Origin of the sequence: Caballeronia sp. AZ7_KS35 (genome assembly GCF_023631045.1) — a bacterium.
GTDB lineage: Bacteria > Pseudomonadota > Gammaproteobacteria > Burkholderiales > Burkholderiaceae > Caballeronia > Caballeronia zhejiangensis.
Map to the genome: position 1 here is coordinate 49198 of NZ_JALQDV010000032.1, position 18591 is coordinate 67788.

Here is an 18591-nt window from a genome sequence, read left to right on the forward strand (position 1 = left end):
CGGCGATTGCTTTCAGGCGTCAGGCGCGGGCATCGAAGGCTTCGTCGAAAGAAACGGTTCCGGCGGGGACTTTTTCGCTGAAAGCTAACGCCTGGAAGTATTCGGCGGGCACGCCGGGGAGCGTGAGCGCGGATTCGGGTCGGAAGCCGAAGCGTCCGTAATAACCTGGATCGCCGAGCACGACGCAGCCCGCGGCGCCATCGCGCTTCAGGTGCGCGAGCGCTTCCTTCACGAGTTCGCGGCCGATGCCTTCGCGTTGACGCGCGGGCGTCACGGAAAGCGGACCGAGGCCGAACCAGCCGCTCGCGGTTGCGCTGATGCTGATGGGCGAGATCGCGATATGCCCAATGATGTCGCCGTTTTCCACCGCAACGAGGGATAGCGTGAGGCGGCCCGTTTTTCGCAATGCGTTGACGATGAACTGCTCGGTGTGGCTCGAATAGGGCATATCGAGAAATGCGGCAGTGGTCAGTATTTCGATCGCGTCGATGTCGCTGAGTTGCTCGTGGCGGATTGATGTGGATGCCTTCATAGGGTGCTCTGTCTTGCGGTGGTGAGGCGTGCATTCTAGCTCTGGGCTATGTCGCCGGATCCCGTTTTCGTGTCGGTCTGTTGGCGTTGCCCCTGTGCGGGGCGGCACTCACTTTCTTTGCCGCTGCAAAGAAAGTAAGCAAAGAAAGCAGCTTTTCAGGCCCCCGGTCACACGCAATTTGGGTAGTTCTCTCATCGCAGATGGCACTCGCCTAAAGAGTGCCCTCATAGGCCTAACCCAGCTTGGATCGCGCACGGTCTGCCGCCCGAATGCGTTGAGCGCGCCGGTTCAGCACGAAAAAGCATCGGCACAGCGCTACGCGCTGCCGCCGGGCATTCAAGGGAAACCATCGGTTTGCGCACGCAGTGCGATAGCGATGTCACTAGCGAAGCACACGCATCCCCGATTGCCAAATCGCGCATGACCGCGGGCCTATCAGTAGCTGCTTTCTTTAGTTTTAGTTACTGCAGCCCCGCACAGGGGAAGTGCCAATAGACCGACGCGTAATCGGATTTGATAGAAGCCGAAGGCAAACCAAACATCACTTCGCATTCGCCCCCGAATTCAACTCCCGCGCGTAATACATGGCAGCAGCATCGATCTCCTCGGGCGTCATATTGCGCGCGACATTGCGCATGACCCCATCGATATCGTTGGTCCGCGTCCCATTGGCAAACGCCAGCAACTGCGATTTGGTGTAAGCCGCCGGCAGGCCATCGAGCCACGGACTCCCCGCCTTCGTATCGATGCCCCCATGACACACCGCGCAAGGAGCGATATTTCTCATCGGCGCACCGTGCGCGACGATCGGCGGCGCAAGCGCACTGCTCACCTTGCGCTGCGCCGGCGGCCGCGGCAAGTTCGCGTAATACGCAGCGAGATCGCGCATGTCCTGATCCGAAAGATTCATCGCCATCGGCGACATCACCGCGTTGTTCCGCGCGCCCTTCTGAAAATCGATCAACTGCTTGTAAATCACCGACGCATATTGCCCCGCCAGATTCGGCGAGTTGGCCTCGCTCATGCCACGCTCGCCGTGACACATCGTGCAGCGTAGAGCCAGCGTCGCGCCACGTCCGATCGAATTCGCGCTCACCTTGTCGAGCAGCTGAGGCGTCATCTCGACGCTCGTCAGCTTCTCTTTCGGCTCGACCGCCGCGCCGCCCGCATACCACTCGCGCGGCACGCCCGCCGCGCTGCAGATCGCATTCCAGATGCCGGCGAACTGCGCATCGCGCTGCACCGAAGGCAGCCACACGAACCCTATCAGCGCCGATACCACCGCGACCGCGATCGTCCCCAATACGCTGACCGTGAACCAGCGATTGCGAAATGTGAAGAGGCGTTCGTCGCTCATCGCTGCGCTCCGATCGGCACCGCAGGCACCGCCGTGTCCGAACGCGCCAGCAACTGCGCAATCGGATAGCCGTAGTTGACGAGCGTAAGCCCGATCATCAGCACGAGCCACAGCGCAAAGCTGTTCAACGCCACCGGAAGCGTGCGCGGCTCATGCACCGCGCGGCTGAAGCGGAACGCCTCGGGCTGCACCAGCGGCGCGCGATGTCCCCTTATGAGCACGATGAAAAACAGCACCGCCGACACAACCAGAATCAGCCCGCCGACAACCGATATCACGACGGACAGCGCCTGCGCCGCAAGCGCCGGATCGTTGTAGTCGTAGAACGCCATGCGTCGCGGCATGCCAAGAATGCCGACGAAATGCCACGGAAAAGTCAGCACGATCATGCCGATGAACCACAGCCACAATTGCCAGCGCATCAGCTTCACGCTCTGCAATGCGCGGCCCGTCAGATGCGGCCACAGATCGTAGGCGATCACGAAGTACATGATGACGATCGCGCCGCCGAAGATCAGATGGAAATGCCCCGTCACCCATTGCGTGTTGTGCACGGTCGAATCGAGCTGATAGCTCATGTTGATGAGCCCGCCCGCGCCGCCGAAACCGAGCATCACGAACGAGAACGCGAGCGCAAGCATCATCGGGTTGTCCCACGGCAACGCCTTGATCCATCCGAGCGGACCGCGTCCGCCGCGCAGCCGCGCCGCAATCTCCACCGACGCGCAGATCGTGAACACGGTCAGCAACGTCGGCACGGCGACGAGCGTCGTAAAGACCGAATGCATGAACTTGAAGCCCGAGCCGACTTGCGGATCGGCGAACAAGTGATGAATGCCGATGGGCATCGACACGACGAGGAACAGGATGAACGAGATGCGTGCCATCGCATCGCTGTAGAGACGGCCGCCGATCGCGCGCGGAATGATCGTGTAATACGCGATATACGCCGGCATCAGCCAGAAGTAGACGATCGCGTGCAGCGTCCACGAGAAGAACACGCGCGCGAGTCCCGCGTCGATGGTCGTCTTCCAGCCGATCGCGACAGGCAGAATCATGAACAGCACTTCGATGGCCGCGCCCACCGCCGTCCAACCCCACAGATACGCGCCCGCGACGGTCGCGAACATCGCGAGCGGGATCGGCTTGCCGCGATTCTCGCGCTTCCACGACGCGAGATTCACCGACATCAGCGCCACCCAGACCCACGATCCGACCACGACGAACACGACGCCGACGTAATAGAACACGTTGCCGATCATCGGCGGATAAAAGGTATAGAGCACGGATGCGAGACCCATCGCGACGGGCACAGTAGCCGTCACCGCGCCGATCGCGACGAGCCAGAAGCCGAGCCACGCGAAGCGCAAACCCACGAGCGGGCGCTTCAACGCAAGCTCGCTGACCGCATAGCCGAAGCCCATCGCGATGAGCGTCGGGAACGCGTAGCCCATCACCGTGCCGTGCTCCGTCACCGAGCGATAGTAAAGCTCCGGATTCTGCAGCCACGGATGCAGCGGACTGCGCACGAGCATCTGCCATGCGCCGAGCAGCAGCGCGACACCGAAGGCGATGAACGCCAGCCAGAAATGCGCGAGGACGAGGCGCTTGCTATTGAACACAGGACACTCTCCGCGAATTGGCCGGCATCTTGTCGGCCATCTGCATGAATTCGGCGCGATCCACCACCTTCACATGCGCCCACATGTTCTGATGCCCGGTGCCGCAATACTCGTGACAAGGCATCAGATGGTCGCCCGGCTTGTCGAAGGTCGTCTTGAAGGTCGAGACATAGCCCGGCTCCAGCATCGAATTGATGTTCGTGTCGGTGATCAGAAAGCCGTGCACGACATCCGAACTCGTCGCGCGGAACGTGACCGGCACGCCCGCCGGCACGACAAGACATTGCGGCGTGAACGAATACTGCTGCGCGACGATACGCACCGTCACGGAGCCGTCCGCCTCGGGCGCGCTGCCGAGATTGCTTTCGATGAATTCGCCCGATACGTGCAGCGTTTCCGGGCGGACCGTCTCGACGCGCGAGGGCGGCATCATCGCCCAGTGCACGCCGGTGTAGACGACCATGCCGACCAGCACGACGACGATCGCGAGCACGAGAATCGCCCAGCGCCGTTCGACCCGTTCGGCGACATCGTGCGAGCTTGGATGGATGGCCATATGCGACGCCTTAATGAATCACTGGATCACGCCGCGCGGCAGGAACACGGCGAAGTAAAAGATGAACCAGATGCCGATCACGATCGCGGTCGAGATGCCCGCGAGCGCGATCGCGCCCGACGGGCCGCGCTTCACGATCTCGTCGAGTTGCGCGTCTTCCTTCGCGAGTTCATTCGGGTCTTCGGTCATGGTGTCGTCGATGCTCAATAAAGTGGCGCCGAACGCAGCTCGTTCACTTCCTTCACGGAAACCGGCGTGCCGTGGTTGCCCCACGCGGTGCGGATATACGTGACGACCGCCGCGACCTCGACATCCGAGAGCGACTGCGCGAACGGCGGCATGCCGTAAGGCTTCGGGTTCTTGAACGTGCCCGGCGGATAGCCGCCGTTCAGCACCATGCGGATCGGATTCACCGACGAGTTCATCACGATCGATTGATTGTTCGCGAGCGGCGGGAAATCGGGCGGCTTGCCCTGGCCTTGCGTCGCGTGACATTCGGCGCAGTGCTGGTCGTAGACCTTCTTGCCGAGCGGCGCGAGATCCGAGCGCGCCTCGACGGCCGCCTGGCTCGGCGGCGCGGGCTTGTCGCCGGAACGCGCGGGCAGCGCCTTCAGATAGACGGCCATCGCGCGCACGTCTTCCTCGCTCAGATATTGCAGACTGTCGTAGACAACTTCGGCCATCGGTCCATACACCGCGCCGCGATTCGACACGCCCGCATGCAGCAGGCCGACGATGTCCTCCATGCTCCAGTCGCCGAGACCCGCTTCCTTGTTCGACGTGAGCGACGGCGCGTACCAGTTCTGGATCGGGATCAGCCCGCCTTCGAACGCCTTCGACTTCACATTGCCGCCGAGCGCGTTGATCGCGGTGTGGCACATCGAGCAATGACCGAGCCCTTCGACGAGATACGCGCCGCGGTTCCATTCCGCGGATTGCGTCGCGTCCGGCTGATACTCGCCCTCGCGAAAGAAGAGCGAACGCCAGCCGTACAGCAGCTCGCGTCGGTTGAACGGAAAACGCAATTCGTGCGGCCGGTTGGGCTGATGCACCGGCGGCGTGGACATCAGGAATGCGTAGATTGCGTCGGAGTCGGCGCGCGTGACTTTTGTATAGGACGTATAGGGCATCGCGGGATAAAGCAGCGAGCCGTCGCGTGACTTGCCCGAGTGCATCATCGTGTAGAACTCGCCGGCGCTCCAGCTGCCGATGCCCGTCTCCTTGTCCGACGAGATGTTGGGCGTGAAGAGCGTGCCGAAGGGCGTGTCCATCGGACGGCCGCCGCCGAACGTCTTGCCCGCCGGCAGCGTATGGCACGCGATGCAATCGCCCGCGCGCGCGAGATATTCGCCGCGCTTGACGGTCGCGGCGTCGGCGCTCTGCGCGATGGCATGTTCGATCGGCGCGGCGCACGCCGCCATGAAGACCGCGACGGTCAGCGCTCGGAATGGGCGAAAACGGAGCACGTCGGGTCCTCGCTTAGTTGTGGACGCTGCCGCACGCGAGCGGCATCTTGAGCGAACCGGCGGCGACCGGCACCGGATCGGCCGGCGCGGGCAGCGTCGCGAGGTAGGCCGCGATCGCGGTGATGTCGCGGTCAGAGAGCAGTTTCGCGACCTGCCCCATGCAATCCGGCGCGACCGTCGAGCGCGTGCCGTATCGCCATGCGCCGAGTTGCGCGCTGATGTAGTCGGCATGCAGGCCGAGCAGACCGGGAATCGCCGGCTCCATGCCGGTCATCGACGCGCCGTGGCAGCTCACGCAGGCGGGCACGTTGCGCGTAGCGTTGCCCTTCGTGACGAGCGTCTTGCCGAGCTCGAGCGTCTTCGAATCGACGGTGACGGGCGACGGCGGCGGAAACGGCGGATGTTCGCTCGCGAAGTATTCGGCGATCTGCTTCAAATACGCGTCGGGAAGATACGCGAGCAGGTAATTCATCGGCGGATACTTGCGCCGGCCGTCGCGAAAAGCGAGCAGTTGGTTGTACAGATAGCCGGCGGGCTTGCCGGACAGACGCGGGAAGTAGTCGTTGTCGGTGCCCTGGCCCTGCGAGCCGTGGCATGTGGCGCATCCCATCACGCGGGCCTGCATCGTGTCGGGCGCGCGCTCCAGCGGCGCGTTGTCGGCCGCGAACGCTCCGATGCTGAAAAACGCGAAGAGCGCGGACCAAAAGAATGTGCCGAGCTTTGCCACGTTTCGCACGTAACCCCCGTTGTCGATTTGCCGTGTTCGATGTGCCGGGCGCGTGCTGCTCGTCCGGCTCGGTTCTTCAAGGCGCTGCAATGTTCTTGCTGCAGATGGGTTGCGCTAGGCTTTTCTGATCTTAGAAGAGATCGCCCGTTTTTCCCAACTCAGAGATTGTCTCAATCTGTCACATCGATGCGCGTGACAAATCCGAGTGTTTTTTGCGTTCGAACAATGAACCGCATCTTTTTGAGACGAGCAACGACGTCGACCCGATCTGCTAAGGACTGTAGATAGTCGCTTTGCGCGGCCATGTCCATCATTTCGAGATGAACGAGGTGTTGCTCATTTGAGCCCGAGGCGCTTGGCGAGGCGATTGAGATTCGCGCGATCCAGACCGAGCTCGCGCGCCGCCGACGCCCAGTTCTGGTTGTGACGCTTCAACGCGTCGAGGATGAGCGTGCGTTCGTAGGCCGTCACGGCGTCGCGGAAGTCGGCGCCCGGCGCGGGCAGCGGCGCGGCTTCGACGCGCGTCGCGGCATCGGCGGCCAGTGCGGTGTCGCCGGCGAGCGTGAGGTCGGCGGCGGTGAGCGTGAGGATGCGCGGACGTTCGCGATGCGCCGCGAGCGCCTTCAATGCGCTGCGTCCGATCAGATGCTCCAGTTCGCGCACGTTGCCGGGCCAGCGATACGCGAGCAGCGCGGCTTGCGCATCGGCGGAAAGACGCAGGCTCAGGAGGCCGAGGCGCGAGCGGTTCTCTTCGAGAAAGTAGCCGGCGAGCAGCAAGACGTCGCGTCCGCGTTCGCGCAACGGCGGCACGACGAGCGGATACACCGACAGCCGATGATAGAAGTCCGCGCGAAAGCGCCCTTCACGCACTTCCTCGGCGAGATCGCGATTGGTGGCGGCAATGAGCCGCACGTCGACCTTGTGCTCGCTGTCCGAGCCGATCCGCTGCAACTGGCCGTTCTGAAGCACGCGCAGCAGCTTGGCCTGCACGGGCAGCGGCAGCTCGCCGACTTCATCGAGAAAGAGCGTGCCGCCATCGGCGAGTTCGAACTTCCCGCGCCGGTCCGACGACGCGCCCGAAAACGCACCGCGCACATGCCCGAAGAGCTCGCTTTCGACGAGCGTATCGGGCAGCGCCGCGCAATTCAGGCTGACGAGCGGTTTGTCGGCGCGCGGCGAAAGCGCGTGAATCTCGCTCGCGACGAGCTCCTTGCCGACGCCCGTCTCGCCGGTGATGAGCACGGTCAGATCGCTCGACGCGACGATCGCAATCTCTTCCTGCAAGCGGTTATGCGGCTCGCTGCTGCCGATCATTTCGCGCCTTCGCGGCCCGCTCGCCTGCCGATACACCTCCGCACGCTGACGCTCGGCCTCGCTCGATTTCGCGAGCGCATCGATGCGCTCGGCGACGCTCACGGTCGCCGCCGCGAGACTCAAGAACGCCTGCAGCGAAGCCATGTCGATGCCGTCGAAGCGCGCGGGATCGAGCGCGTCGAGCGTCAGCAAACCCCACGCGCGCCCGTTGATGACGAGCGGGCAGCCGAGACAATCGTGCACCTCCAGATCGCCGCTCACGCCCTTGACCAGTCCGTCGTAGGGATCGGGCAAGTCCGAGCCGGCGGCGAAGCGCGTCGGTTCAGCGCGCGCGAGAATGCGTGCGAACCGCGGGTGGTCGCTCACGCGAAAGCGCCGGCCGAGCGTATCGCCCGAAAGACCGTCGATGGCGAGCGGCACGAGCGTGTCGCCGTCGAGCCGCAAGAGCGCGGACGCATCGCTCGGAAACAGCGCGCGCGATGTGTGCAGCAAACGGCGGTAGCGCTCGGTGTCGGGCATCTCGCTCGACAGGTCCTCGATAAGCGGAACGAGCGCATCGAGCAGCACGCGTGAAGTCATTGCGACTACGTCAGCAGTCCTTTTGACTAGAGTCGAATCGACCATGTTTGATAATAAACGATTGATTTATCGACGATTCTACTCTGGCACGGATCGTGTATAGATTCTGCCGAAGAATTCAGACGCGAAAGCGCCCTGCTTTCGCCTTTATCACACGAGGAAACGAACAATGCTGTCAGCAGAACACCGTGCCATCGTCAAAGCGACCGTTCCCCTTCTGGAAAGCGGCGGCGAAGCCCTCACCACGCACTTCTATAACAAGATGCTCAGCGAGTATCCCGAGGTCCGCCCGATGTTCAACCAGGCGCACCAGGCAAGCGGCGCGCAACCACGCGCGCTCGCCAACGGCGTGCTGATGTACGCACGGCACATCGACGAACTGGAGAAGCTCGGAGGGCTCGTCGGCCAGATCATCAACAAGCACGTCGCGCTGGACATCCAGCCGGAACATTATCCGATCGTCGGACGCTGCCTGCTCGCGTCGATCCGTGAGGTGCTCGGCGCGGAAATCGCCACCGACGCCGTCATCGAGGCGTGGGCCGCGGCCTATGGGCAACTTGCGGATCTGCTGATCGGACTCGAGGAAGGCATCTACAGCGAGCGCGAAAACGCGCCGGGCGGCTGGCGCGGCACGCGGCGTTTCGTCGTCGCGCGCAAGGAGAAGGAAAGCGACGAGATCACGTCCTTCTATCTCGTGCCGGAAGACGGCGGCGCGCTGCTCGACTTCCATCCGGGTCAGTACATCGGCTTGCGCCTGTTCATCGACGGCGAGGAACTGCGCCGCAACTACTCGCTCTCGGCCGCACCGAACGGCCGCGAATATCGCATCAGCGTGAAGCGTGAGGCGAATGGCAAGGTGTCGAATTTCCTGCATGAACACGTCGGCGAAAACAGCGTGCTCGATCTCTATCCGCCCGCAGGCGACTTCAAGCTCGAACACAACGACAAGCCGCTCGTGCTCATCAGCGGCGGGGTCGGCATCACGCCGACGCTCGCCATGCTGCAAGCCGCGCTCAAAACGCAACGCCCGGTGCACTTCATCCACTCGGCGCGGCACGGCGGCGTGCACGCGTTCCGTGCGGCGATCGAGGAACTGGCGGCGCGCCATCCGCAACTGAAGCGCTTCTACTGCTACGAGCACAAGCGCGATGGCGATCTCGAAGCGCACGGCATCGGCTTTGTCGACGAAACGCTGCTCGATACGTGGCTGCCGAAGAACCGCGATGTCGATGCCTACTTCCTCGGGCCGAAGGCGTTCATGAAGGCGGTGAAGAAGCATCTGAAGGCGCTCGGCGTGCCCGAAGCGCAGAGCCGCTACGAGTTCTTCGGCCCGGCCGCCGCGCTCGACTGATTCCGTGCGTGGTGCGGCCCTCTCGACCCGCGGCGCATTTGGCCGCGGTTTTTTTGCGCGTTCCAGCCTTTGCAAGTGGTTACCTCGATTTTGTATAAACCGGCCATTTCAAAAGGCCAGCCAGACGCCTAATCTGCTCTTGCCGCGCCGATCTGGCGCACTTTCAGAACCCAGGCAAAGAGGATACGCAAATGGAACCCCGTCTCGACTTCTACAAAGCCAATCCCGCAGCAATCAAGGCGCTGGTCGGCGTCGAGGAGCGCATCGCGAAGTCCGCGCTCGAGAAATCGCTGACCGAACTGGTACGGCTGCGCGCATCGCAGATCAACGGCTGCGCGTTTTGCGTCGACATGCATACGACCGATGCGCGCAAGGGCGGCGAGACTGATCGGCGGCTGGCGACGGTCGTTGTCTGGCGCGAGACGCCGTTCTTCACCGATCGCGAACGCGCCGCGCTCCAATGGACCGAGGCGTTGACGCTGGTGTCGCAAGACCACGTACCCGATGCCGTGTGGGAAGCCGTGAAGCCCCATTTCAGCGACGATGAAATTGTCGACCTGACGCTGCTCGTTTCCGCGATCAATAGCTGGAACCGTTTCGCGATCGCTTTCCGCAAGCTGCCGGCGTGAGGGCATCGACATGAGAAAGCGCGAAATTCTCGTGCTGGCGGCCGCGCTGATGATCGGTGCAGCGAGCGCCGGCGCGCACGACGCGGCGGGCGCGGAACTCGTCACGCCGATGATCAAGCAGCCCGTGCCGGAAGTGGCCGGCAAGAACGTGCTGATGGCGACCGTCTCGTACAAGCCGGGACAGTCGTCGGAAGCGCACAGGCAGCCGGGGTCGATCTTCGCTTACGTGCTGGAGGGCCGCGTGACTTCGCAGCTCGAAGGCGGAAGCGCGAAGACGTATGGCCCCGGCGAATCGTGGTACGAACCGCCGGGCGCGCATCACATCGTGTCGAAGAATGCGAGCGCGACGAAGCCGGCAAAGCTGCTCGTGTTCGCGATCGTCGGCGATGGCGATCCGGTCAAGCAGCCGATCCCGCATTGAGGACAACATGAAGATCGCAGAACCCGACACCGTTTTCATCGCGACGCCGCAGAAGCGTTCGCCGGAGCATCGGCCGCGTTTCGCGCTGTTCGATCTCGGCTTCCGGCCGTTCTACCTGTGCGGCGCGGCGTTCGGCGCGCTCTCGGTGACGGTGTGGCTACTGGTGCTGTCGGGCGTGCCGCTCTTCGGCGGCTATCTGCTGCGCGCGGATCCGGTCGCTTGGCACGCGCACGAGATGGTGTTCGGGTTCGCGGCGGCGATCGTCGCCGGCTTTCTGCTGACGGCCGTGCGCGCGTGGACCGGACGCGACACGGCCAAGGGCGCGACACTCGCATCGCTCGTGCTGCTGTGGCTCGCCGGGCGCGTGCTCGTGTGGAGCGGCCCGGCGCTGCCGGCGGCGATCGTCGATAGCGCGTTCCTGCCGGTCGCCGCGATTCTGCTGCTGCGGGTGCTCGTCGAGGCGGGCAACCGGCGCAACTACTTCATCGCGGTCGTTGTGTTCGCGTTCGGCGCGCTGAACGCCGCGTTCCACGCGTTCGCGATCGACGCGCGCCCCGATCTCGCGATGCGCGCGGTGTGTGCGTCGGCGGGCATCGTCGTGTTGCTCGTCGGCGTGATCGGCGGACGCGTGATCCCGATGTTCACCGCCAATGCAATGCCCGGTTTCATCGCACGGCGCTGGCGCTTCGTCGAGTTGATGGCCGCGCCGCTCACGATCGCGGCGTTTGTCGCGGACGCCTTCGCGCTCGATGGCGCGATCGTCGCGCCGATCGCCTTGCTGGCCTGCGGCGTGCATCTCGCGCGGATGATCGGCTGGCGCTCGTACGCGGTGCGCGGCCGGCCGATTCTCGCGATCCTGCATCTCGCTTATGCGTGGCTGCCGCTCGGCTTCGCACTGCTCGCGCTGTCGGCGCTCGGATGGACACGCGTGCCGCACAGTCTCGCGATGCATGCGTTCGCGGCTGGCGCGATCGGCGGCGCGATCATCGCGATGATCACGCGCACCGCGCGCGGGCATACCGGACGGCCGCTCGTCGCGGACACGCGCGATGTCGCGTGCTACGCGCTCGTGATGTCAGCGGGCGCACTGCGCGTGCTCGGGCCGCTCGTCGCGCCTTCGTGGCATTCGACGTGGGTCTTCGGCTGGGTCGTGCTGGGTTCTTGCGTTCGGGCTCTACGTCGCCGCTTATGCCGCGCCGCTCTTCAAGCCGCGCGCGGATGGCAAGCCAGGTTGAGACGGCGACGGATTTTGACATCGGGAAGCGAGGGTTCCGCGAGAATCGCGTCCGGCTTTCCCGATTCCGATTCCGATCCCGCCATGAAGCACCTTCGTTCTCTTTGCGCCGCGGCGATGCTCATCGCCGCTTTGCTCGCCCTTTCCGGCTGCGGCCTCTTCGGATGCAGCGGCTTTGCCACCAACGGCGGCGGCTTCGGCGGCTGCAGCGTCGGCACGCGGTTCTGATTCGATGGCGCGAGGCGGGCGACAAGCCGGGTCGCAAGGATCATCGTCATCACAGCGCAACGCCGCCCGCGGCCTTCGCCTTTTTGGCGCCCGAATACCTCGCCTTCAATGCGAGCGCCTGCTTCTCGATCAAATACCAAGAGAGCGCGCCCGCGAGCCAGGAACCGGGCAGCGCGATCAGCATCATTTGTAGCGCGGAGCCGTCCGGATGGAAGTGATTCACGACCTGCTGAATCGGCCAGCCATAGAGATAGATCCCGTACGAATAGTCTTCGATGGGTCCGAGATTGAGCTTTGGCGCGAAGGCGATCATGAACACGCCATAGGCAATCACCGCGCCGCAGGCAATCTCGAACGCCGGCTGACGGTAGGAAAGCACCGCCGCAAGCAGCAGCGCGAAGAGACCCTGGCGGTTCAGCGGGATGAAATCCCGGTTGACGTAGAGAAAGACACCAGCGGCGAAAAACACGGCAACGCGAAGGTTGGACGGATCGCCCGTGATGAACGGCATGTAGGTCGGCGCGAAGAGTCCGATCGCGACCAACGCGGCAATGCAGACGTTCGCGACCCATCGACTGCGAAGCGCGCCGAGCGCGCCGAACACCAGTACCAGGACGTAAAGCCGGACCTCGACCCAGATGCTCCACAGCGTTCCGTTCACGGCGTTCCGCGCGTGATTGTCCGCGAAGACGCCGGGCAAGCGCTCGGCATACTCATACAGAGAGGCGTTGCGCCAGACAAAGCCGTACGTCTCGGGTGACTCGAAGTAGATTCCGCGCGAAAGCGTCGTCAACGACGGTCCGAGCACGAAGGCGAGCAGCGCCATGCAAACGACCAGCGCCGGGAACAGACGCAGGGCGCGCGAGATGACGAAGTCTTTCACGCTGTGCCGACGATCGAAGCTGAACGTGATGAGAAATCCGCTGATGAGGAAAAAGATATGCAGACCGAGATCGCCCGAATATCGGTAATGCAGGATCGACGTCGTGAAATCTCTGAGACCGTTGGTCGTGGCGGCAAGCGCGAACGAATGCCCATAGACAACGAGCGAAGCGGCGATAAGACGCAACAGCAGGAAATTATTACTGTCCTCTCGGCCGTTCTTATTAAAAGCTTGTCCCAGCGTTCTCATGAATGCCGCCTATTTGGAAGGCGGAATTGTAACGCGGTGTGACACAAATTAATAAGTTGCCGAAGCGGCGGCCCGTTTGACCCGCTCCCTTCTCCGCGCGGCTTCAGCCGAAGACGCGCGGAGAGGACCTTCACACGAGCACTGCTCGGCCACGAACCGGCACAAGGACGTTCGCGGACGACAGTGAAAACCAGGCTAATTTCAGGAAGATATCTGGTTCGTTTTGGTTAGCCCTTGTTGCATGAGACTTTGCTGGTTCTGCGAATGCGCATTGCGCATTGGCTTCAGCACGAAAAGCGCGAGCAGCGCCGATATCGCCGCCATCCCCGCCGCAAGCATGAACACGGCGTGCCAGCTGCCGGTCATCGTCGTGATGACGCTCGAGAACGGCACCAGCAACGCCGCCGTGCCCTTCGCCGTGTACAGCAGGCCCGCGTTCGTCGCCGCGAACTTCGGACCGAAGGTATCGCCGCACGTCGCCGGGAAGAGACTGTAGATTTCGCCCCACGCGAAGAACACGATGCCCGTCAGCACGACAAACGCGATCGGGCTATGCCCGTACTTCGACAACGCGACGATGCCCACCGCCTCGATCGCGAACGCGACGAACATCGTGTTTTCACGTCCGATGCGATCCGAGACCCAACCGAAGAACGGCCGCGTCAGACCGTTGAGCACGCGGTCGATCGTGAGCGCGAAGGTCAGCGCGGGCAAGGTCAAGCCGAGTATCGACACGGGCGAATCGTGCAAGCCGAAGTCCTTCGCGATCGGACCGAGCTGCGCGGTCGCCATCAGGCCGCCGGCGGCCATCATCACGAACATCAGATACATGACCCAGAAGATCGGCGACTGCAGCACCTGCTTCGGACTCGCGTTGTAGACCGCGGCCTTGACCGTGCTCTTCACCGTCGCGAGCAACTGCGCGGGCGGCGCATAGAGCGCCATGCCGAGCAGGAAGACCACGAGGCCCTGGCCGAGACCGAACCACAGGAACGTCGCTTCATAGCCGCTCGATTTGATCATGTGCGCGATCGGCACGACGGTCGCGGCGGAACCCATCCCGAAGCCTGCCGCCGTGATGCCCGCAGCAAGTCCGCGCCGCGTCGGGAACCACTTGAGCGCGTTGCCGACGCACGTGCCGTACACCGCGCCCGCACCCACGCCACCGACCGCCGCGGCGAAGTACAGAAGCGGCAGCGACGACGCCACCGAGTTGATCGCCCACGCGATCGCGCATAGCAGCCCGCCACCGACCACCACCGGCCTTGGACCGTACTTGTCGACGAGATAACCCTCGATAGGCACGAGCCATGTCTCCGTCACGACGAAGATCGTAAACGCCACCTGAATGGCCGCGCGGCCCCAGTGGTACTTCTCGTCGATCGGATTGACGAAGAGCGTCCAGCCGTACTGCATGTTCGCGATCATCGCCATGCAAATCACGCCGAAAACCAACTGCACCCACGGCGACGCGAGGCGCGACGCCTTGTCATCGCGGCCCATCTGGTTCATTCCCATGCCTGTCTCCTTGGCAAATATGCCTTGTGTATGCGGACGTCGAACGACGCCTCCCGCGACGCCCATTCATGCTGCGCGCATATACACAGTATGTGATATATCAAGTAAGTCAAGCGAAAGAAATGGCGGGGTTTTCACTTAGAGGATGAAACGGTGTAAGCGCATGAAAGCTGCAGTGAGCGCGGATCGTACAGACGAAAAAAAGCCCGGCAGAGGGAGACCTGCCGGGCGATGAGCGTGGGCGAGACATGGCAATCCGCAGCACGCCCTCTCTTTATAAATGAAAGTTAAACGTAATGTAAACGGGTATTTTTGTAGGGTTTACGCTGCGGTGTTTTTAGGCGTTTTCAGAACACGTTCACAGGGACATTGACCATCAGCCGGTAGACGTCGCTCGTGCCGTCCGGATAGTACGCGCTATTGCTGTGATGATGCATGTAGTAGAACTTGATCGACGTGTTCTTGAACTTGCCGTCGGGAATCGTGTAGCTCGGGATCACGCCGATTTCGTAGTGCGTACCGCTGATCGGCTTGCCGTTCACCAGATAGTTAGCCGCCTGAGCGCTGTCGCCGTTAGCCATCGCGCTGCCATCCGCGCCCCAGCCGTAAGCACCCCACAACGCGAACTTCGCGCCGGGCAGGCCGTATTCCTTGAGGTTGAGCGAATAGGACAGGCTCACCGATTTTTCATGCGGCTGGTTGTAGTCGACATCGAGCGAATTCGACAGATAATCGCCCGCAGATTGCCCCATGTAGTCGAACGTCTGATCGCTCACGATCTGCTGGAACGCGAACTGCACCGTATGCGCGCCGTGCGTGCCGGCGAGCGCGAGCGAATACGCGTTATTGTTGATCGACCCTTGACGCTTGTCGCCGATCGCGCCGGTGTAGTAGTAGTTCAATGAACCCGTCCAGCGGATGCTCTTCGGATCGCCGATGCTCTGCGTCGCCGTCAGGTAGTACTGCTGCCATACGTTGTTCGCGACGCTGCCGTAGAGCGAGACGGCCGTATCGTCACCGTGTGTCCAGTCGCCGCCGAAGTACGTGAACTGCGAGACGTGCGTGCCGCCGTATTCCGTCGTGAGGCCGGTGACGGTCGTCATGCCGCGCGCGATCACGCCATCGACCGTGCCGGCCTTGAGCGTCAGGTTCTTGATCTCGTCGCTGGCAAGCGAGAAGCCGCGATACGTCGGCGGCAACGCGCGGTTGTCGTGCGGCACGAGGAACGGGTTATCGAAGAGTTGCTGACCGTATTTAAGCACCGTGTTCGACACGCGCGCCTTCACGTCCCACACGCCCGGATACGCCCACGCGAGCTGGTTCGCGCCGCTCGGGTCGCCGCTCGAGGAAACGTGCACGCGATTGCCCGCGCCCTGCCCGCCGTTCAGCTTGAACGCACCGAAGAGCGACACGTCCGCACCCACGCCGATCAGCCCTTTCGTATAGCCCGACTCGAACACGGCCTGCGCACCGAGGACCCACGCGTCCTTCTTGCCTGCGCCCTTGAATTCGTCATGCTCTGTGAAGGACCGCATCAACAGATTCAAGTGCGAATCCTCGATGAATCCCTTCGATTTCGCCTGATTGCTGACGGGCGCATCGGCTTCCGTGTTGGGCGGCGAATCCGGTGCCAGCGCCTTTTGACGCGTGAGCAGATCATCGTCGGCGGATGGCTGCTGCGCCTGCGCGGTCTGCGTCGGCGCCTGTTGCGCATGTGCCGGAACGGCTGCGGCGATATAAGCGCCGAAAAGCAAAATGGACAATGCCGCTGACGTTTTTTGTTTTTTCATGAAAAGTATCTCCACTGACTCGACCCGCAAACAACATGAAATGAACAACTAGAAAGGATTCCGAATTACTCGACAAAGTGAACCGTACCCGTCGATCGCGAAGGATCGGCACGAACGGTCCGTTCAGGGACGCGCTAGTAAAAGAGAAAGTGTCCCTTTACGCCGGGGCCATCACGCATACAGACAGGCGGCCGACGAACTCTCACCAAGCGCGCGCAACACCGGTACTTCGCGTGCGCAACGCGCGTCGGCCATCGGACAGCGCGTATGAAACACGCAGCCCGAAGGCGGATCGATCGGGCTCGGAATGTCGCCCGACAGAATCTGCACGGTCTTTGCGCGCTCGACGGCCGGATCGGGTACCGGTACCGCCGACAGCAACGCCCGCGTATACGGATGACGCGGCGTGTCATAGAGCGCGTGCTTCTCCGCGAGCTCCATCACGCGGCCGAGATACATCACCATCACGCGATCGGAGATGTGCCGCACCACGGCCAGATCGTGCGCGATGAAGATGAGCGCGAGCTTCATCTCTTTTTGCAGCGACTTCAGCAGATTGACGATCTGCGCCTGAATCGACACATCGAGCGCGGACACCGGTTCATCGCAGATGACGAGCTTCGGCTCGACGATCAGCGCCCGCGCAATGCCAATGCGCTGACACTGCCCGCCCGAAAACTCGTGCGGATAGCGGTTGATCATCTGCTCGCGCAGACCGACCTTGGCCATCATCGCGCGCACGCGTTCTTCGACTTCGCGCGTGTTCATGCCCGGCCGATGCTCGACGAGCGGCTCCGCGATGATCTGCCCGATCGTCATGCGCGGATCGAGCGATGCGAGCGGGTCCTGAAAGATCATCTGCACGTCGCCGCGCACGCGATGCCATTCACGCGTCGAAGCGCCCGACAAGCGCGCGCCCATCCACACGATGTCGCCGCTCGTCGCGGGAATGAGATTGAGGATCGCGCGCGACAACGTGGACTTGCCGCAACCCGATTCGCCGACGACGCCGAGCGTCTCACCCGCCTTGAGATCGAAGCTCACGCCGTCGACGGCCTTTAGCGTGCGGCGCGCCGCCCACGGCAGACGGTTCTTCGGCTTCACCTGAAAATGCACGCGCATGTCGCGCACGGAGAGAATCGTCGCGTCAGACATGGCTCGCTTCCTTCTTGATCAGATGAACCGGACGATGACAGGCCCGCAGCCAGCCCGGTCCGATCGCCTTCAGCGCGGGCGCATCGACGGCGCATTCATCGCTTGCATCGGCGCATCGTTCGTGGAACGGACAGCCCGCCGGCGGATGGGCCATGTTCGGCGGATTGCCGGGGATGCCGGTCAGCTCGCCGCCGTCGTGATCGAGACGCGGCAACGCGCGCAACAGGCCGACCGTGTACGGATGCGAAGGCTGCGCGAACAACGTGTTCGCATCGCACTGTTCCATCACACGCCCGCCGTACATCACCATGACTTTTTCGCACAAGCCGGCGACGACGCCGAGATCGTGCGTGATCAATACGATCGACGTGCCGAAGTCATGCTGGAGATTGCGCAACAATTGCAGAATCTGCGCTTGCACGGTGACGTCGAGCGCGGTGGTCGGCTCGTCGGCGAACAGCACTTCGGGCTCGCACAGCAACGCCATTGCGATCATCACCCGCTGACGCATGCCGCCCGACAACTCGTGCGGATACTGCCCGATGCGATGTGCGGCCTCGGGAATGCGCACGGCTTCGAGCATCGAGATTGCGCGCTTCTTCGCTTCGCGGCGCGTGACGTTCTTGTGCAGTTCGAGCACTTCGGTCATCTGCCGCTCGATCGTGAGATACGGATTGAGCGAGCTCATCGGATCCTGGAAGATCATCGACAGGCGATTGCCGCGGATGCGGTTCATCGCGCGATTCGTCATGCCGATGAGATTCTCGCCGCGATACATCGCGCGTCCGCTCGCGCGCCCATTCGATGCGAGCAGGCCGAGCATCGCGAGCACGCTCTGGCTCTTGCCCGAGCCCGACTCGCCGACAATGCCGAGCGTCTCGCCCTCTTCCAGCGTGAAATTCACGCCGTTGACGGCGCACACGGCGGCGTCGTGCGTCCTGAATTCGACTTGCAGATCGTTGACTTCGAGTAGCGGCATG

17 protein-coding genes and 1 pseudogene are annotated in these 18591 nt (G+C 62.9%); 5 read left to right on the forward strand and 13 right to left on the reverse strand.

Annotated features, from left to right (window positions below):
• Nucleotides 1-19: 19 nt before the first annotated feature.
• From NCT05_RS19960 to norR, 8 genes are all read right to left on the reverse strand, one after another.
• On the reverse strand, nt 20-532 hold the full coding sequence (locus NCT05_RS19960; protein WP_250503014.1) for a GNAT family N-acetyltransferase: 513 nt from the start codon (nt 530-532) through the stop codon (nt 20-22).
• Between the two features lie 541 nt (nt 533-1073).
• Nucleotides 1074-1889 (reverse strand): c-type cytochrome, encoded by an 816-nt coding sequence (locus NCT05_RS19965; RefSeq protein WP_250435891.1) that lies wholly within the window; start codon nt 1887-1889, stop codon nt 1074-1076.
• The gene (locus NCT05_RS19970; protein WP_008353201.1) at nt 1886-3511 is read right to left on the reverse strand and encodes a b(o/a)3-type cytochrome-c oxidase subunit 1; all 1626 of its coding nucleotides are present in this window, start codon (nt 3509-3511) and stop codon (nt 1886-1888) included. Before NCT05_RS19970 ends, NCT05_RS19965 begins: the two co-directional genes overlap by 4 nt.
• Nucleotides 3501-4067: a cupredoxin domain-containing protein gene (locus NCT05_RS19975; RefSeq protein ID WP_175979402.1), complete on the reverse strand. Its 567-nt coding sequence runs from the start codon at nt 4065-4067 to the stop codon at nt 3501-3503. The genes NCT05_RS19970 and NCT05_RS19975 overlap by 11 nt, the downstream gene beginning before the upstream one ends.
• A gap of 18 nt (nt 4068-4085) precedes the next feature.
• A complete protein-coding gene (locus tag NCT05_RS19980; protein WP_033537070.1) occupies nt 4086-4256 on the reverse strand; it encodes a hypothetical protein in 171 nt (56 codons plus the stop codon).
• A gap of 14 nt (nt 4257-4270) precedes the next feature.
• Nucleotides 4271-5488: a c-type cytochrome gene (locus NCT05_RS19985; RefSeq protein ID WP_008353197.1), complete on the reverse strand. Its 1218-nt coding sequence runs from the start codon at nt 5486-5488 to the stop codon at nt 4271-4273.
• A 58-nt stretch (nt 5489-5546) separates the two neighbouring features.
• Nucleotides 5547-6209 (reverse strand): c-type cytochrome, encoded by a 663-nt coding sequence (locus NCT05_RS19990; protein WP_033537071.1) that lies wholly within the window; start codon nt 6207-6209, stop codon nt 5547-5549.
• Between the two features lie 387 nt (nt 6210-6596).
• Complete coding sequence (gene norR / locus NCT05_RS19995; protein ID WP_250503015.1) at nt 6597-8198, reverse strand: nitric oxide reductase transcriptional regulator NorR; 1602 nt, start codon at nt 8196-8198, stop codon at nt 6597-6599.
• A 124-nt stretch (nt 8199-8322) separates the two neighbouring features.
• Between norR and hmpA the strand changes: the two genes are divergently transcribed.
• The 5 genes and pseudogenes from hmpA (at nt 8323) to NCT05_RS37250 (ending at nt 12016) form a co-directional block, all read left to right on the forward strand.
• Nucleotides 8323-9504 carry an NO-inducible flavohemoprotein gene (hmpA, locus tag NCT05_RS20000; RefSeq protein ID WP_008353194.1) on the forward strand — a complete coding sequence of 394 codons (1182 nt, stop codon included), beginning with the start codon at nt 8323-8325 and terminating at the stop codon, nt 9502-9504.
• Nucleotides 9505-9695: 191 nt separating this feature from the next.
• Nucleotides 9696-10133 (forward strand): carboxymuconolactone decarboxylase family protein, encoded by a 438-nt coding sequence (locus tag NCT05_RS20005; RefSeq protein WP_250503016.1) that lies wholly within the window; start codon nt 9696-9698, stop codon nt 10131-10133.
• A 10-nt stretch (nt 10134-10143) separates the two neighbouring features.
• A complete protein-coding gene (locus NCT05_RS20010; RefSeq protein ID WP_250503017.1) occupies nt 10144-10554 on the forward strand; it encodes a cupin domain-containing protein in 411 nt (136 codons plus the stop codon).
• Between the two features lie 7 nt (nt 10555-10561).
• Nucleotides 10562-11789, forward strand: a pseudogene (locus NCT05_RS20015) (NnrS family protein).
• A gap of 83 nt (nt 11790-11872) precedes the next feature.
• The gene (locus NCT05_RS37250; protein WP_250435901.1) at nt 11873-12016 is read left to right on the forward strand and encodes a hypothetical protein; all 144 of its coding nucleotides are present in this window, start codon (nt 11873-11875) and stop codon (nt 12014-12016) included.
• 49 nt (nt 12017-12065) lie between these two features.
• On the opposite strand, the gene NCT05_RS20025 is transcribed toward NCT05_RS37250, so the two are convergent.
• From NCT05_RS20025 to NCT05_RS20045, 5 genes are all read right to left on the reverse strand, one after another.
• Complete coding sequence (locus NCT05_RS20025; RefSeq protein ID WP_250503018.1) at nt 12066-13148, reverse strand: acyltransferase family protein; 1083 nt, start codon at nt 13146-13148, stop codon at nt 12066-12068.
• 201 nt (nt 13149-13349) lie between these two features.
• Entirely contained in the window at nt 13350-14666 is a 1317-nt protein-coding gene (gene oxlT, locus NCT05_RS20030) for an oxalate/formate MFS antiporter (RefSeq protein WP_250503019.1), read from the reverse strand.
• A gap of 347 nt (nt 14667-15013) precedes the next feature.
• Nucleotides 15014-16456, reverse strand: coding sequence for an OprD family outer membrane porin (locus NCT05_RS20035; RefSeq protein WP_175979409.1), 1443 nt, complete (start codon nt 16454-16456; stop codon nt 15014-15016).
• A 171-nt stretch (nt 16457-16627) separates the two neighbouring features.
• Nucleotides 16628-17611 (reverse strand): murein tripeptide/oligopeptide ABC transporter ATP binding protein OppF, encoded by a 984-nt coding sequence (oppF, locus tag NCT05_RS20040; RefSeq protein WP_175979410.1) that lies wholly within the window; start codon nt 17609-17611, stop codon nt 16628-16630.
• Nucleotides 17604-18590 (reverse strand): ABC transporter ATP-binding protein, encoded by a 987-nt coding sequence (locus NCT05_RS20045; protein ID WP_250503020.1) that lies wholly within the window; start codon nt 18588-18590, stop codon nt 17604-17606. The genes oppF and NCT05_RS20045 overlap by 8 nt, the downstream gene beginning before the upstream one ends.
• Between the last annotated feature and the right edge of the window lies 1 nt (nt 18591).

What these genes read in the sequence shown, in the direction of transcription:
- NCT05_RS19985 (WP_008353197.1), bottom strand. Translation starts at nt 5,488, where the DNA reads ATGGCGGCGTGCGCCGCGCCGATCGAACATGCCATCGCGCAGAGCGCC.
- NCT05_RS20010 (WP_250503017.1), top strand. Translation starts at nt 10,144, where the DNA reads ATGAGAAAGCGCGAAATTCTCGTGCTGGCGGCCGCGCTGATGATCGGT.
- NCT05_RS37250 (WP_250435901.1), top strand. Translation starts at nt 11,873, where the DNA reads ATGAAGCACCTTCGTTCTCTTTGCGCCGCGGCGATGCTCATCGCCGCT.
- hmpA (WP_008353194.1), top strand. Translation starts at nt 8,323, where the DNA reads ATGCTGTCAGCAGAACACCGTGCCATCGTCAAAGCGACCGTTCCCCTT.
- NCT05_RS20035 (WP_175979409.1), bottom strand. Translation starts at nt 16,456, where the DNA reads ATGAAAAAACAAAAAACGTCAGCGGCATTGTCCATTTTGCTTTTCGGC.
- norR (WP_250503015.1), bottom strand. Translation starts at nt 8,198, where the DNA reads ATGGTCGATTCGACTCTAGTCAAAAGGACTGCTGACGTAGTCGCAATG.
- NCT05_RS20025 (WP_250503018.1), bottom strand. Translation starts at nt 13,148, where the DNA reads ATGAGAACGCTGGGACAAGCTTTTAATAAGAACGGCCGAGAGGACAGT.
- NCT05_RS20005 (WP_250503016.1), top strand. Translation starts at nt 9,696, where the DNA reads ATGGAACCCCGTCTCGACTTCTACAAAGCCAATCCCGCAGCAATCAAG.
- NCT05_RS19960 (WP_250503014.1), bottom strand. Translation starts at nt 532, where the DNA reads ATGAAGGCATCCACATCAATCCGCCACGAGCAACTCAGCGACATCGAC.
- NCT05_RS19965 (WP_250435891.1), bottom strand. Translation starts at nt 1,889, where the DNA reads ATGAGCGACGAACGCCTCTTCACATTTCGCAATCGCTGGTTCACGGTC.
- oxlT (WP_250503019.1), bottom strand. Translation starts at nt 14,666, where the DNA reads ATGGGAATGAACCAGATGGGCCGCGATGACAAGGCGTCGCGCCTCGCG.
- NCT05_RS20045 (WP_250503020.1), bottom strand. Translation starts at nt 18,590, where the DNA reads ATGCCGCTACTCGAAGTCAACGATCTGCAAGTCGAATTCAGGACGCAC.
- oppF (WP_175979410.1), bottom strand. Translation starts at nt 17,611, where the DNA reads ATGTCTGACGCGACGATTCTCTCCGTGCGCGACATGCGCGTGCATTTT.
- NCT05_RS19975 (WP_175979402.1), bottom strand. Translation starts at nt 4,067, where the DNA reads ATGGCCATCCATCCAAGCTCGCACGATGTCGCCGAACGGGTCGAACGG.
- NCT05_RS19980 (WP_033537070.1), bottom strand. Translation starts at nt 4,256, where the DNA reads ATGACCGAAGACCCGAATGAACTCGCGAAGGAAGACGCGCAACTCGAC.